Source organism: Actinomadura sp. NPDC048032, from assembly GCF_040653175.1.
In the GTDB taxonomy this organism is placed as follows: Bacteria; Actinomycetota; Actinomycetes; order Streptosporangiales; family Streptosporangiaceae; genus Spirillospora; species Spirillospora verrucosospora.
In genome coordinates this window covers 1-15,376 of record NZ_JBEZJP010000168.1, presented here as the reverse complement: position 1 = coordinate 15,376, position 15,376 = coordinate 1, and the positions used below count along the sequence as shown (strand labels likewise).

The following is a 15,376-nucleotide window of genomic DNA, read 5'->3' as shown; positions in this document are numbered from 1 at the left end:
GGCCGGGCTCCGCGCTCCGCCGGGGTCGAACTGCCCCGCCGCGTGGGCTCCCCGCCCGGCAACTTCGCCCCCGACGGCCGCCAGCGCGCCGGGGAATGCCTGACCTTCCTGGGCGGCCTGCGCGGCGGCGTCCCCGTCCACAGGATCGCCGGTCTGGCCGAGCGGCTGGACCTGGACCTGGCGGCCCGCATCGGAAGCCTCTCCAAGGGCAACCGGCAGAAGGTCGGCCTGGTCCAGGCGTTCATGCACGATCCCGAACTGCTGATCCTGGACGAGCCCACCTCGGGCCTGGACCCGCTGGTGCAGCAGACGTTCCTGGAGATGGTCGCCGAGGCCCGCGACGCCGGGCAGACGGTCTTCATGTCCAGCCACATCATGAGCGAGGTGGAGGCCGTCGCCGACCGGGTCGCCATCATCCGCCAGGGGCGCCTCGTCACCACCGACACCATCGCCGGCCTGCGCGCCCGTTCCTCCCTGCGCGTCCGGATCGACTTCGCCGCCCCGGTCGCGGGCGCCGAGTTCGCGGCCCTGCCCGGCGTCACCGACGCCGAGGTGGAGCCCGCCGGCAGCGGCTGCGTCCTCACCTGCCGCGTGGACGGAAGCCCCGACGCCCTGGTCAAGGCCGCCGCCCGGCACACCGTGACCCGCCTGCACGCCGACGAGCAGGACCTCGAAGAGCTCTTCCACGCCTACTACACCGGCGAGGACGACGCCGTCCCCGCCGCCTGACCGGCCACGCCCGACCCCCTTCCAAGGACGAGACCATGACCACCACCCCCGCCGGCGCCGTTCTTCCCGGAGCCTCCGGCCCCGCCCGCGTGTTCAGCCGCACGATGTTCGCCAGGACGCTCTTCGACAACCGGCGCGTCCTCACCGCCTGGGCCCTGGCCACCGGCCTGCTGGCCGCGGCGTACGCCGGCTTCTACCCGCAGGTCACCGCGGACGCCGCCGGCAGCGTGCCCGACGCCATGAGCGGGTTCGGGTTCGACGACCTCACCTCGGCCGCCGGCTACCTCCAGGGCGCCGTGTTCGGGCTGCTCGTGCCGCTGCTGGCCACGTTCTACGGCGCCGCCACCGGCGCCCGCATGATCTCCGCCGACGAGGAGTCCGGCTACCTGGACCTGCTGCTCGCCCATCCGATCGGCCGCACCCGCCTGCTGCTGCACCGCTTCGCCGCCCTCGCCGCCGGAGCCGTCGCCATCGCAGGTGCGGTGCTGGGCGCGATGCTCGCCGTCCGCACGAGCGCGGGACTGGAGTCCGTCGCCGTCTCCGGCTTCACCGCGCAGACCCTCAACCTGGCGCTGCTGGCACTCGTCTTCGGCGCCCTGTCCACCGCTCTCGGCGCGGCCACCGGCAAGGGCCGCGCCTTCGTCTTCGGCGTCACCGCGGGAACAGGGGTACTGGCCTACGCCCTGAACGGCTTCGCCGCCCAGATCGGCGCCGACCGGCTCCGCGCCCTCACGCCCTTCCACTACTACATCGGCGGCGAACCGCTGAAGAACGGCTTCCGGCTCGCCGACGCGGCCGTCCTGGCCGTCGTCGCGGCGACGCTCGTCGCCCTCGGAGCCTGGCGGTTCGGCCGCCGCGACCTCGGCCGCTGACCCGCCCCCGGCGGGCCTCAGCGCCACCATCGCAGGCCGGCGGGGGCGGTGCGCAGCACGTTGGTCCCGCAGTGGATGGAGCCCAGGCGCACGTGGTAGTACCACGCCTCCACCCAGGTCACCCGGTAGCCGATCCGGTCGGCGACGGCCTCGGTCCAGGCCTCGAAGAGGTCGACCTTCCGCTCGGGGATCTGCAGCTTCCGCCAGGCGCTCCCCCTGAGGAAGCCGCGCGAGTCGAACGCGCCGGGGTTGGCCCGGACGATCTGCTGCCGGATCTCCCCGCGGTCGGCCTCCTTGGGCCAGCCGTCGCGGAAGGCGGAGGTCAGCTTCTGCGCGTCGTCACCGGCGAGGTCGCCCGGTATCGAGCCGGGCCGCGCCCAGTAGACCGTGCGGTCGAGCCCGCGGGCGCGCAGCCACTGCGGCGTGAAGCGCGCCGCCTTCACGTCCCCGACCTGCTCGGCCACGGCGCGCAGCACCCGGGCGGCCGCCTCGACGTCCATCCGCGGCCCGTGCGGCCGCGGGACCAGCAGCCAGGGGGCGGCGACCTGGAGGTTCGCCAGGTTCGGGGTGAAGGCGGCGGTCTGCTCGGCGAGCGCCGACCGGTCGTCGAAGACGACCGGGAGCTTGAGGATGGGGAGCGCGCCGTACTCGGTGGTGAGCTTCTCCTCGGTCTCGGTCAGCTGCCCCTTCGCCGGGACGGACGCGCCGTCCGGCCCCGTCCGCTGAGTGGCCGGCTCGGGGTCCTCCAGATCCTCGTTCGTCCCGTCGCGGAAGAAGTCCAGCTCGAAGATCGAGATGCCGGCCGGCAGCGGAGGGGTGGTCGGCTGCCAGGGCGAGTCGGGCAGCGGGAGCGGGGAGTTCGGGATCGGGCCGGCGAAGTCCCGGTACCGCTTCGCCATCGACAGGTAGATCTCCGGCGGCTCGATCGGCAGAAGCTGCCCCCTCTCGTGCTGGTGCAGCCACTGCATGCCGCGGAGCAGATGGGTGACCGGGTTCGCGCCCTCGTAGGTGAGCCGCCCGGTGCGGGTGGGGATCCAGTTCTTGTACCGGGTCAGCTCGCCCGGCGACAGGCCCGCCATGAACTCCTGCCGTGCGGCCGCGACGAGCTTCAGCGCGACGAGCGGCGAGGAGCGCAGCACGGCGCCCTTCGGGCTCTGCGGGTCGCGCAGGTCGGGCACGAACGCCAGCACCTCGTCCACGTGGCCGACGTCGAGCCAGCTGGTGTCGACCTCCAGCACCCGCTGGCGGCCCTGCGCCTGCCCGCGCAGGAAGGCCAGGAGTTCGGGGTCCATGTCGGTCGCGGTGGAGCCGTCCGGCTGCGGCGTGGTCTGGTTGCCGACGACCACCACGCCCGCCGGGGCCTTGGCATGCGGCGGCCCCACCTCGATGTTGCCGCCGAAGTTGTGGCTGGAGTGCCACTGCTGGAGGCGCTTCTCCAGGCGGCCCACCTCCGCCTCGGACATCAGGAAGTCCTGCTGAGGCAGCTTCCCCACGGCCGGCAGCCGCAGCCGGAGCTGGGGCGCGCCCTGCGGGACCGGGATCTCCCGCCGGACGTCCTCGACCTGCTTCTCCGCGTTCTGGACGAGCCGGCCGAGCTTGTCGTGCTGCTTGTAGAAGGGCGAGTCCGGACGTTCGGCCGCCGCCCTGGCGACCTGCTTCAGCCGGCCGGCCAGCGCGGGCAGCTCGTTGCGGGCGCGGAAGAACTCGACGGTCGCGTCGCCGAACACCGCCACGGTCGTGTTCAGCTCGACGTCGGTGCCGATCCGCGCGATGGACTCGAACAGCTGCCGGCGCAGCATCTTGACCCGGATCATGATCACCAGGGCGCGGTCGCTGCCGACGAAGCCGAGCCGCCCGGTCGTGCCGTCCGGGGAGGCGATGGTCAGCTCCCGGTCCCAGAACGACTGGCAGATCCCGAGGTCCCGGCTCGGGAAATGAGCGGTCACCATCGAGCTCAGGTTGGGCGCGACGACCCCCTGCGCGGCGTCCGAACGGGTGCGCGGCGTGTGGAGGAGCACGCGCGTCGGCCCGTCCGGGGTCTCGGTGAAGCCGAGCTGGTACTGGTCCTGGATCCAGCTGTCGCCGCCGTGCACCTCCATCGGGACGAGGGTCAGCGGCACGCCGAGCGGCTGGAGCGCCGCCTGCACCTCCGCGACGGCGGGACCGTTGTCGTCCAGGGGCCTGGCCGGGTCGTCCGCGGTGACCTGGCACATGTAGAGCCGTTCCAGCGCGCCCGCGTTCCCGATGAGGACGAGCGGGGACACGGTGAACAGCACCTCGTCCTCGACGACGGTGCCGGCCGGGTCGTCGCGCTCCAGCCACACCGTGACCCGGCCGTCCGGGAGCCCCGGGGCCGGTCCGCTGAGCGCCGCGGCGGCCGGCGGAGCGGCCGGAAGGTCCACCGCCTCCAGCGCCAGCCTGCGGGGAAACGGCGCGACCGGCAGCCGGAAACGGACCCGGTTCCCCGCCCCGGCGGCCCCGGCGAGCCGCCTGCCGGTGGCGTCGACCACCGCGCAGCGCGCGGCGTCCGCGACCCGCAGCACGACGAACAGCGGGCCGGGGGCCGCGGTGACCTCCTCCACGAGCAGCCCGGCCGGTTCGTCGTCCCCCGCCGTCTTCACCGGCAGCTCGCGGTCCAGCCGGACGGGGTCGCCGCGGGTGACCGTCGTGGGCAGCCGCCGGGCGTCGTCGTCCAGGTTGGCGCGGACCAGGGCCCCCGGCGGCGCCTGCCGCCGCGCCCATTCGCCCGGCCGCGCGGAGAGCCTGCCGTCGCGATCGAAGTCGGCGTGCAGCCGGTAGGCGGTCATCGACCGCTCGCGGCCTCGTGCCCGGCGCCGGACCCGGCGGGAGCGTCCGCGGCCGCCTCGTCCCGGCCGGTCTCCCCGTCCGCCAGCGCCACCGGGGCGGAGGGCTTCAGCGCGTCCCGCAGCGGGGGCACGTCCGAGACGTCCTGGACCAGCACCAGGTCGGTGGGGATGACCACCTCCCAGGGCTTGGAGTTCGCCGGGTACGGCACGCCGTTGTCGAGCTTGCCGAGGTTGGTGGTGATCTCATCGATGATCGGCACGTACAGCTCGTCGTCGATCCGCGGGACGTCGTTGCCGTCCCAGATGTTGCCGGTGTACACGAAGTAGGCGACGGCGCTCTCGAAGCCGGGCCGCACCGGCACCTGCACGCGCGCCGCGCCGGCGCGCAGGAAGGCGGCGAAGTCGGCGTCCGGGTCGGTGATGTTCAGCGCGGAGATCCACCGGGCCCGCCGGCCCCACATGTGGGGGTAGCAGACGTAGAGCATGTTCTGCCACTCGAAGGCGTTCTCCAGGAACCGGATGTACTTGCCGTTGGCGTTGGCCTTGTCGAGGTCGAGAACCGGCTCGGGCGGGGTCTTGGGCACCGGCGGCTGGAAGGAGTCGAGGTTCAGGTCGGGCTTCTTGGCCAGCATCATGATGACCCACTTCTTCAGCTCGTCGCGCTCCACCCGCCGGTTGACCAGCGGGTTGCGGCCGAACTGCTGGTTCGTGCTGCGCTGGAGCTCCCGCTGCGCGGCCCTCTCGTTGTACTCCGCGAGCTGCTGCTGGTAGGCGGCGATGACGGCGTCGTAGACCGACTGCTGCCACCGGGCCTCCGCCTCCGCGGTGACGACGCACTCCACGTCCACGCCGACCGACCAGCACAGGGCCGTCACGGCGATCGAGACGGAGAGCTCCTTCTCCCCGGAGGCCGTCCCGCTCTTGGCGCCGAAGATGTCGGTGTAGATGTACAGCTGGCCGCCGATCACGATGTGGAAGTTGTGCACGCTGCCGGCCTCGAACAGATGGGTCGCCTGCACGGTCACGCTCTTGGCGGCGTACCCCTCCGGTATGTCGATCTTCCCGGCGCGGCCGAAGTTGGTCGTGGTGGTGCCGTCCTGCTTGTCGAAGAACGTGACCGTGCGGGTCGACGGCGGCGGTGCGGGCGCGTTGACGACGCGGTAGCGGGCGACGAACTCGGTGTAGTTGCCGCGGGTCAGGTAGGACGGCCGGAGGGGCTGCCCGTCGGGCATGGCCGGCGCCTGCGGCTTCACCAGCTCGCTGTCCTGCGGCGGGTTCTCCACCAGGCCGTAGAGGTAGTACGCCGCCGGCTCGGGCACCACGAAGTCGAACATGAACCGCTGGCCGTAGTTGAAGACCTGCGCGTCGTAGACCTTGTTCAGCCACCGGTAGATGCCGCGGACGTGCTTGGCGAAGCTGTTGCTGAACGCGTGCCGGTTGGTCTCCTCGAACTCCTCCAGCGTCCGCCGCCGGACGAGGCTGCGGACGCGCTCGCGCACCTTTTCCGCCGTGCGCTGCGTGACCTCCTGCGAGAACGAGGACGCCTTGCGCTGGGACTCCTCGGTGGAGGTCGAGCTTCCAGCCTTGACGCTGGAGGAGAACGACGCGGCCGGGCCGTAGCTCCCGCTCACCTGGAGCCCGGCCTCGATGTCGAGCTGGCTCTTGACGTGCTTCTCCGCCTCGTTCTGCAGCTCGTCCCGCTCGGTGGACTGCAGGTCCCGCTCCTTCTCGGTCTCGGTCTCCGTCTCGTCCTCCGTGGTCACCTCCACCTGGGTGAGCCGGCGGGTCGAACGCTCCCGCGTCTCCCCCGCCATGATGTTCTCGACGTGGGCGAACTCCCCCAGCTCGTAGGCCTTGATCTTCTGCCGCACCACCAGCAGGTCGGCCACCCCGGCGGCGGAGTGCTGCGGCGCGGGCGGCGGCGGCCCGGCGGCGAGCCCCTCGCCCCGGGCGCTCATGGCCCGGTGGAACCGGTCCAGGTCGATCTCGCCCCCGTCGAAGGCCAGGGTCCCGGTCGGCCGGACGTCCGCCGCGGCCTGCCCGGCGGCGTGGTGCAGCTCGGCCTCGACCGCGGGGATCGCCCGGAACGGCCGCAGGTCGCCGGCGAGCAGCCCCAGCCGGTCCAGCACTCCCCGCGTCTCCTCGCTGAGCCCCGCCACGGCGTCGGCGGAGAGCATCGGCTCGGCGCTCGCCGCCTCCGGGGCCTCGGCGGCGGCGCCCGGGGCCGCCGCGGCGGTCACCGACGAGAACACCAGGTGCCTGCCGTCGTGGACCAGCCTGAGCAGCTCGCGGTGCGCGCGGCCCAGGTCGTCCAGCCAGGCCCTCTCCCCGTCGTCGCGCTCCGCCGGGACGGGCGGCGCCGGGGCGGAGGGCGGAGCCGGCGCGAGTCGCCCCAGGAACGAGGGCAGCGTCGCCGGCGTGCTCATGACGTCGCCGAGTGATCGCTCCTGCCCGGCCGCCCCGGCCGAGGCGGCCAGCGAGAGAAGCTTGGCGTCGAGCAGATCCCGCTCGGCGGTCCCCTCGGCGTCGCCGCGGAGTGCCGCCGCCAGCAGCCGGTCGCTCAGCTCGGCCCGGGCCGCGGCGAACTCCGGTGCGTCGACCAGCTCGTCCAGGGACCGCCCGTAGGCCCGCGAGACGCAGCCGTCCAGGTCGGCCTCGCCCAGCGTGCTCTTCTCGTTCGCGTAGAACCAGGCCCGCAGGGGGGCGAGGTCCAGCCCGGCGGTGCGCGCGGCCGCGTCCGGCCGGGCGGGACCGCTCGCCATCTCGCGGAGCCTCTCCCGGTCGGCGCCCTCCGCCGCGGCCTCGGCCAGCCGCCGGTAGAGGTCGGACGTCTCGACCATGACCGGCATCCCGGCCAGGGTCGCCTGCCTGCGTGCCGGGCGCACGGTCATGAACCGGAATATGCCTTCACTCGCCATCGAGGTTCCTCCACGGTCTTCCCGGCCGCCGCTCTGGTGGACGGCTGCGAGACTCGGCTCACCGCAGAGTGCGCTGAGTAGTCGCCGCACTACATCGTGGAAACCACTCTTTCCAATGGCCGGATGGTGCCGCGCGGTCGAGGAAAACCCCGAACATCACTCCCGCCGGCGGTCACCTCGCGTCGAAAAGGCGGGTTCGGTGGGCCCATGCGGCGGCTTCCAGGCGGGTCGTGACACCCAGCTTGGCCAGGATGTTCGACACATGGACGCCGGCGGTCTTGGCGGAGATGAACAGCCGCTCGCCGATCTGGCGGTTGCTCAGCCCGGCGGCCAGGAGCTCCAGTACTTCGAGCTCGCGGCCGGTGAGCCCGGCCGGGGCCTCCCGCCGGGCGGGCGGAGCGGCGGCGGTCAGCCGGGACCGCCTGGCCAGCTTCTCGGCCTCGGCGCGCAGAGGAGCCGCCCCCAGGCCGGTCGCGATCGACGTCGCTTCGGCCAGAAGGACGGCGGCCTGCTTCCTGTCCTGGGCCGACAGGGCCGCGCGTGCGGCGCGCACCAGCGTCTCGGCCAGGGCGTACGGCTGCTCCAGGTCGCGCCACGCCGCAATCGCCCGGTGCCATGCGCCGAGGCCGGGCTCTCCCACCTCGGCCTCGAACGTCACCTGGTACGCCCGCTGGAGCCGGCCGCCGACCGTGAGCTTCCCGGCCCAGGTGATCAGCCGCTCCATCGAGCCCCCGGCCCGCCGGTGGTCGTTCAGGCCCTGCGCGGCGGCGAGCAGCAGGGGCCAGCCGTACCGGGGGCTGGCCAGCAGGTCGTGGTCGTCGAGGACGTGGCCGACGACCGCGGCCAGCGCCCCGGCGTCCTGCCTGACGCGGGCCAGCCGGCAGTCCAGCAGATCGGGTTCCAGGCACGACTCCTCTCCGCGGCTGTTGCCGCGCATGGCGGCCCTGGCCTGCCCGGCCGCCGCCCCGGCCCGGTCCAGGTCTCCGCGCCTGAGGTCGACGGTCGCCTGGATCACCCGCAGGTACGCCTGGTAGAGCGGCGGCGGCGCCAGGCTCAGGGCGTTCCGGTTGACCTCGCTCGCCTCGGCCCAGCGACCGAGCGAGAGCAGCGACTCCGACAGGTTCGGCGCCAGGAGCGTGCCGCGGGTACGGGCCAGCCCGAGGCCGTCCGCGAGGGCCATGCCCTCGCGCGCGACCCGCGCCGCCCGGGCATGCTCGCCGGCGGCCTCCAGGGCGTCCGACTCGGTGGCCGCCACCAGGAGCCGGGTGTCGTGCGCCCCGGCGTCGGCGGCGGCCGCGCCGGCCTGGCCGAACAGGTCGCTCGCGGTCGCCGGGTCCGCGCCGGACGCGGCCAGCGCGCCGAGCGTGACGAGCGCCCTCGCCTGGACGGCGCGGTCACGGGTCCGCCGCCCGATCTCCAGCGCCTCCTCGGCCGCCGCCCGGGCCGGCGCGAACCGGCGGTGGTTGCGCTGGGCGGTGGCCAGCTCGGCCAGCAGCTGGCCGCGCACCGCCGAGAGCGGGGCCGGCGGCAGCGACCGGACGGCCCTCACCAGGTCGGGCAGCGGATCCTCGCCGTTGCGGTCGCGCAGCGCCGCCCGGATCTCCAGCAGCGCGGCGGCGCGCTCGGGGCCGGGCGACTCGTCCAGCGCGGCGGTCGCCACGGCGATCCCGGCCTCCAGCTCGCCCGCGTTCAGGCAGGCCTCGGCGGCCATCTCCAGGACCGCGGCCCGGTCGGCGCCGATCCGGTCCGGCAGGTCCGGCAACCTGTCCCACAGCCGCAGGACGCGGTCGAGCATGCGGTGGCGCTCCGCGTACGCGTACGCCCTGCGGGCCGACTCGGCGGCCCGCCAGGCGGCCTCGGCGGCGCGGGCGTCCTCGCCGGCCGCGTACCAGTGCACGGCGATCTCGATCAGCGCGCGATCGGCGGGGACCAGCCGCCGGTCGGCGCTGATCGCCTCGGCGCAGCGCCGGTGGAGCCGCACGCGCTCGCCGGGCAGCAGCCCGTCGTAGACCGCCTCGCGGATCAGGTCGCGGCGGAAGGCGTACCCGCCCTCGACCACGTCCAGGAGCCTGCGGCGCACGAGCGGCCGGAGCGCGTCCTCGAACTCCAGGTCGCCCATCCCGGTGAGCGCGGCCAGCAGGGCGTGCTCCACGGGCCCGGCCGCCACCGCGGCCGCGTGCACGACCCGCCGGCTCGGGTCGGGCAGGCGCTCGACGTCCGTCCGCAGCAGTTCCCGCAACGACCGGACCGGGGCGTCGCCGGCGTCCACCAGCGCCTCGACGAACAGCGGGTTCCCGCCGCTGCGGCGGAAGATCCGGTCCACCCGCGGCTCGTCGGGTTCGTGGTCGAGCAGCGCGCCGACCTGCTGCGCCACCGCGTCACGGGTCAGCCCCGCCAGCGCGATCCGGTGGACGCCCTCCACGCGCGAGACCAGCGGCCGCAGCGGATGCGCGGCGGTGATCTCGTCGGGCCGGTACGTCCCGGCCAGCAGCAGGCCCGGTCCGCCGACGTTGTGCGCGAGGAAGGCCAGGAGCTCGCCGGTCGAGCGGTCGGCCCAGTGCAGATCCTCCAGGACCACGACCAGCGGCCGGTCGGCCGCGCCGCCCTCCAGCAGCAGGAGGATCTCCTCGAAGAGCCGGGCACGGCCGAGGGCGCGGTCCGGGTCACCGTCGTCCTCGCCCAGCTCCGGCAGCAGCCGGGCCAGCCCCCGCCTGCCGCCGCCCGGGAGCAGCCTCGTCGCAGCGGGGACGCCCATCGCCCGCACCAGCCGACGCAGGGCCGTCACGAAGGGGCCGAACGGCGGCCCGTCCATGCCCAGATCGGTGCAGCCGCCCACCACCGTTCGCGCGGAGGACCCCAGCCCGGACGTGAAATCCCGCACCAGCCTGGTCTTGCCCATGCCGGCCTCGCCGCCGACGAGCACCACGGTCGCCGCGTGCCGGGCCTCGCCGTACGCGGCGAGAAGTGCCGCACGCTCCGGCCCTCTGCCCACCAGCACCGGGCTCACCAAACGGCTCGCCATCGCCACAGAATAGCCCGCGCCCGAAATTTAAAGAGGCGATGACGGTCCGCCTTGGGCATCAGCCCAATGTGCTCGCCCCCCGTGCCCGAGATTCTGGAGGAACACCAGACCGAAAGGGAACCCCCATGCGCATCCGCACACACATGGCCGTCAGCGTCGACGGTTTCATCGCCTCACCGGACGGGCTGCCCACCATCCTCACCGCACCGGACTTCGAGTCCGGCGTCTCGCACGGCCATCCGGAGTTCATCGCCGACTGCGGCGCAGTGGTCATGGGCCGCAACACCTTCGCGCCCGCGGTGGGGTCGTCGCACTGGCCGTGGCCGAACCTCCGGGTCTTCGTGCTCACCGGCGGTCCCCTCCCGGAGGGGACCCCCGACGGCGTCGTGTCCGCCTCGGACCCGGCCGAACTGCTCCGTCTCATGCGGGAGGCGGACTTCACCGGCGACGTCCACCTGGTCGGCGGCCGGCAGACCATCCAGGCGTTCCGCGACATCGACGCCCTGGACGAACTCGGCGTGGTCGTCATGCCCGTCCTCCTCGGCGACGGCCTCCGGCTCACCATGGAGAAGAGCGGCGCCGCCCCCCTCCAGCTCACCGGCTCCCGCACCTTCCCCGACGGGTCCGTCGAGCACCGGTACTCGCTGGTCCGCGACCGCGCCTGACCGGAATTCGGGCGCGGTTCCAAGGGTGGTGACCGGGCGGGAATCCGGGTTATGTTGATCTCCAATTCCGCGCGGACCGTCCACCCTTCCCGAAGATGTGATGGTGGTGCAGGCATGACCCCGACCTCTGCGAGCTACCGTGACCGCGGCTGGTGGCGGGACGAGACCTTTCTCGACGACCTCCGGCGGCACGTGCGCGAAAGGCCGGGGAAGGCGGCGGTCGTCACCAGGCGCCAGTCCGACGGGCGGACGCACCGGCTCGACTACGCGCGGCTCGCCGCCGCCGCCGACCGGTGCGCCGGCGCTCTGGTCGAGCTCGGCCTACGGCCCGGGGACGTGTTCGCGGCCCAGCTCACCGACCGGTGGGAACTCGCCGCGATCACGCTCGGCTGCATCCGGGCCGGGGTCGTGTACTGCCCCCTCATGAAGACCTACCGGCGCCGCGAGCTCGACGTCATGCTGCGCGTCACCGAGGCGCGGGTCCTCGTCACCATGGAGGAGGACAACGGCGACCGGCTGGGCGAGCTCGGCGCCGAGCTGGCGGCGGAGCTGCCGTCCCTGGAGCGCGTGTTCGTCGCGGACGGGCAGGGGCCGGACGGCACCGAGGACTTCGAGTCGTTCTTCTTCGGGACCGCCTGGGAGGAGCGGCACGGCCACCTGCTCGACGAGCGGGAACTCGGGCCCGACGACCCGTACCTGGTCCTGTTCACCTCGGGCACGACGAGCGATCCCAAAGGGGTCCTGCACAGCCAGAACACCTTGTACGCCGCCGTTCGCGGCGAGGCGGAGACCTTCGGCCTCGACGAGACGCTCGTCATGTACACCACCGCGCTCTACACGCATTACACCGGTGTCGTGCAGGGCATGCTGATGCCGCTGACGCTGGGCGGCACCATGGCGTTCCAGGACGCCAAGGACCCTGGCGATGCCCTCGACCTCATGGCCCGGCACGGGGTCACGTTCTTCTACTGCGCCCCCTTCTACCTGCTGAGCCTGATCAAGGAGCAGCGGTCCGCGCCGCGCGCGCTGCCCGCACTGGCGTGGCTGGTCAGCGGCTCGGCGCCGATCCCCCAGTACTTCATCGCCGAGACCGCGAGCGTCTTCGGGCTGCGGTTGCACTCGCTGTGGGGCATGACCGAGAACGGCCCGGTGACGATCACCCGCCCGGACGATCCGGAGGACTGGGCCGCCCACAGCGACGGGAGTCCCATCTCCGACATGGAGCTGCGGATCGACCCCGTGTCGGACCGGACCGGGGGCGAGGGCGTGCTGTGGGTGCGGGGGCCGACGCAGTGCCTCGGCTACTACCGGCGGGACGAGCTGTACGCCGCCGACCTCGACGAGGACGGATGGTTCAACACCGGCGACCTGGCCCGGCCGGACGGCCGGGGCGGCATCCGGATCACCGGCCGGGCCAAGGACATGATCCTGCGCAACGCGAACATCGCGCCGGTCACCGACCTGGAGTCGATCATCGGACGGCATCCGGGCGTGCGCGACGTCGCGGTCATCGGCATCCCCGACGAGCACGAGGACGAGACGATCTGCGCGGTGGTGACGCCGGTCTCCGCGGCCTCCCCGGTCACCCTGGAGGAGTTGCAGAGCTCCCTGGACGAGGCCGGGATGACCAAGGCGTACTGGCCGCGGCGGCTCGAACTCCTGGAGGTCCTGCCCACGACCGCGACGGGGAAGATCCGGAAGGAGGAGCTGCGCCGGCGCTACGCGCGGCCGGAGGGGACGCGGGGGTGACGGCCGCCCCGGGTCACGCCACGACGCGGACCCGGGTGAGCCACCGGTTCAGTTCGAGCAGGTAGGACAGGCCGATCGCCGAGGTCCGGGCGGTGATCGGGCCGGGCAGCGCGTCCAGCTCGGAGGTGACCGCCCGGCGGACCCTCGCCCGGTCCATGAGGTCGAACAGCGGCGCGCCCGGCTCGTCGATCATCTCGATGACCAGGTTCTTCAGCGTCTCGACGTAGCCGGGGTCCCGGCTGGCCGGGTAGGCGCTCTTGGGCCGGTTCACGATCTCCTCCGGGAGCAGGTCCGCGCACGCCCGGCGCAGCAGCGCCTTCTCCGTCCCCCCGTCGGCCTTCATGTCCGCGGGCACGTTGAACAGGTACTCGGCGAGCCGGTGGTCGGCGAAGGGGACCCGTACCTCGAGGCCGACGGCCATGCTCATCCGGTCCTTGCGGTCCAGCAGCGCGCCCAGCCAGCGGGTCAGGCCGAGGTGGAAGACCTCCCGCTGCCTGCGTCCGGTGCGGTCCTCCCCGTCCACGTGCGGGACCTCCGCCAGCGCCTCCCGGTAGCGGTCGGCCTCGTACTCCTCCGGCCGGATCGCGCGCCTCACCTCCTCGCGGAGCAGGAACTGCGGCTGGCGCCGCGCGTACATCCAGGGGAACGAGGTGTGCCGGACGTACCGGTCGTCGACCTGCCAGGCGTAGCCGCCGAACATCTCGTCGGCCGACTCCCCCGACAGCGCGACCGTGCAGTCTTCCCGGACCCCGCTGAACAGGTGGTACATCGAGATGTCGAGATCGCCCCAGCCGGGGAGGTCGCGCGCCCGCAGCCCGCGGTCGAGCCCCTCGACGAGAGCGCCGGTGCCGACCTGGACCACGGAGTGCTTGAGGCCGAGCCGTTCGGCGACCAGGCGCGCGTACGGCTCGTCCGGGCTGGGCCGCCACAGGTCGCTGCCCGGGCGCGCCGGCGCCGGGACGCTCACCGAGTAGCTGGTCAGCTCCCCCGCGAACTCCCGCGCCGCCAGGGCCGTGATCGCGCTGGAGTCGATCCCTCCGGACAGCAGCGTGCCGACGGGCACGTCCGCCACGATCTGGCGCCTGACGATGTCGGTGAGCAGGGAGCGGACCTCGTCCGTCGTCGCGCGGAAGTCCTCGGTGTGAGGGCGGGCCTCCAGCCGCCAGTACCGGCTCTCGCGGCATCCGGAGGCGTCGGCGACGACGAGGCACCCCGGCTTGAGCTCCCGCATCCCGCGGTAGACGGCGTGGCCGGGCGTCCTCGCGCGCGGGACGGCCGTCAGCTCGGCGAGGCCCTCCAGATCCACCTCGGCCTTCATCTCGGGATGGGCCAGCAGCGCCTTGGGCTCCGACCCGAAGATGATCCCGTCGCCCAGCCGGGCGTAGTAGAGCGGTTTTATGCCGAGCCGGTCCCTCACCAGAAGCAGCCGTCGCGCGTGTTCGTCCCAGATGGCGAAGGCGTACATTCCGTTGAGGCGCGTGACGAGATCCGCGCCCCATTGGAGGTAGGCCGTCAGCAGCACTTCGGTGTCCGACCGGGTGCTGAACGACCAGCCGGCGGAGCGCAGCTCGGCACGGAGCTCGTGGAAGTTGTAGATCTCGCCGCTGAACGTGATGACGACCGGCTCGCCGTCGCGCCCGTCCCGCCGCATGGGCTGCCGCCCGCCCTCGATGTCGATGACGGCGAGCCGCCGGTGGCCCAGTGCGGCGTGGCGGGACAGCCACGTCCCCTCGTCGTCGGGGCCGCGCGGCGCCTGGGTCCGCGTCATGGCGGTCACGACGGGGCCCTGCGCGGAGAGGTCCCGCGTCCAGTCGGCCCATCCGGTTATGCCGCACATGTGCGCTCCTTCCGTTGTCCTCTTGGGTGCGCGGGTCAGGCGGAAAGGAGGCGGCTCCGCGCGAACGCGAAGAGGTCGGGAAGGCCGGCGTTGACGAACTCCCAGTCGTGCCCGCCGGGCCGTTCCCGGTAGCGGTGGGGAACGGAGCCGGCCGCGAGGGCCGCGCGCATTCTCCGGTTCATGCCGATCATGCGGGGATAGTCGTCCAGGCCGACGTCGAGATGCACTTCGATCGGGTGCTTCGCGTCCCGGTCCCGGAGCGCGCGGTACGGGTCGTACTCGCGCCGGACCTCGCTGCCGACCGGCCCCCAGACGCGCTCGTGGTCCCTCGTGGTCGGCATGGCCAGCCTCTGCCCGTCCCGCAGGTGGTCGTAGGGGTCGCCTTCGCGCAGGGGGGCCTCGAAGGCGCCGGCGTTGCTGCACACCACCGAGAACACCTCACCGTGCCGCAACGCCTGGTAGAGGGCGGCGGCCCCGCCCATGGAGAACCCGCCGACGCCTCGCCCGTCCCGGGACGCCACGGTGTTGAAGGCGTCATCGACATGGCCGACGACCTCGTGCACGAGGTAGTCCTCGTAGCGCCGCCCCCGGGCGTCGTTGATGAACCACGAGCGTCCGGATTCGGGGAGGACCACGACCAGCCCGGCCGAATCCACGACGGTCGAGAGGTCGCCGCACTGGAGCCACGTGTTCCGGTTGCCGCCGAAGCCGTGCAGGAGGTACAGCACCGGAAACGCGCGGCCGGTCGACGAGTACCGGGACGGCAGGAGGACGTTC

9 protein-coding genes are annotated in these 15,376 nt (G+C 73.3%); 4 read left to right on the top strand and 5 right to left on the bottom strand.

Features of this window, described 5'->3' with window-relative positions; genetic code table 11:
• A partial coding sequence (locus AB0C69_RS21955) for an ABC transporter ATP-binding protein (RefSeq protein WP_360356290.1) occupies nucleotides 1-729 on the top strand: 729 nt, incomplete at its 5' end.
• A 35-nt stretch (nucleotides 730-764) separates the two neighbouring features.
• On the top strand, nucleotides 765-1,601 hold the full coding sequence (locus AB0C69_RS21950; protein WP_360356287.1) for an ABC transporter permease subunit: 837 nt from the start codon (nucleotides 765-767) through the stop codon (nucleotides 1,599-1,601).
• 17 nt (nucleotides 1,602-1,618) lie between these two features.
• Here the strand turns inward: AB0C69_RS21950 and AB0C69_RS21945 are convergent, their stop codons facing one another.
• The 3 genes from AB0C69_RS21945 to AB0C69_RS21935 form a co-directional block, all read right to left on the bottom strand.
• Entirely contained in the window at nucleotides 1,619-4,408 is a 2,790-nt protein-coding gene (locus AB0C69_RS21945; RefSeq protein WP_360356284.1) for a protein-arginine deiminase family protein, read from the bottom strand.
• A complete protein-coding gene (locus AB0C69_RS21940) occupies nucleotides 4,405-7,299 on the bottom strand; it encodes a hypothetical protein (RefSeq protein ID WP_360356281.1) in 2,895 nt (964 codons plus the stop codon). The genes AB0C69_RS21945 and AB0C69_RS21940 overlap by 4 nt, the downstream gene beginning before the upstream one ends.
• 199 nt (nucleotides 7,300-7,498) lie before the next feature.
• Nucleotides 7,499-10,348 (bottom strand): AAA family ATPase, encoded by a 2,850-nt coding sequence (locus tag AB0C69_RS21935; RefSeq protein ID WP_360356278.1) that lies wholly within the window; start codon nucleotides 10,346-10,348, stop codon nucleotides 7,499-7,501.
• A gap of 125 nt (nucleotides 10,349-10,473) precedes the next feature.
• Between AB0C69_RS21935 and AB0C69_RS21930 the strand changes: the two genes are divergently transcribed.
• The gene (locus AB0C69_RS21930) at nucleotides 10,474-11,013 is read left to right on the top strand and encodes a dihydrofolate reductase family protein (RefSeq protein ID WP_360356275.1); all 540 of its coding nucleotides are present in this window, start codon (nucleotides 10,474-10,476) and stop codon (nucleotides 11,011-11,013) included.
• A gap of 114 nt (nucleotides 11,014-11,127) precedes the next feature.
• A complete protein-coding gene (locus AB0C69_RS21925) occupies nucleotides 11,128-12,762 on the top strand; it encodes an AMP-binding protein (protein ID WP_360356272.1) in 1,635 nt (544 codons plus the stop codon).
• 13 nt (nucleotides 12,763-12,775) lie between these two features.
• Here the strand turns inward: AB0C69_RS21925 and asnB are convergent, their stop codons facing one another.
• Nucleotides 12,776-14,599 carry an asparagine synthase (glutamine-hydrolyzing) gene (gene asnB, locus AB0C69_RS21920; protein ID WP_360356269.1) on the bottom strand — a complete coding sequence of 608 codons (1,824 nt, stop codon included), beginning with the start codon at nucleotides 14,597-14,599 and terminating at the stop codon, nucleotides 12,776-12,778.
• Between the two features lie 35 nt (nucleotides 14,600-14,634).
• Nucleotides 14,635-15,376, bottom strand: a 742-nt coding sequence (locus AB0C69_RS21915) for an alpha/beta hydrolase-fold protein (RefSeq protein WP_360356267.1), incomplete at its 5' end; no start/stop codon positions are given.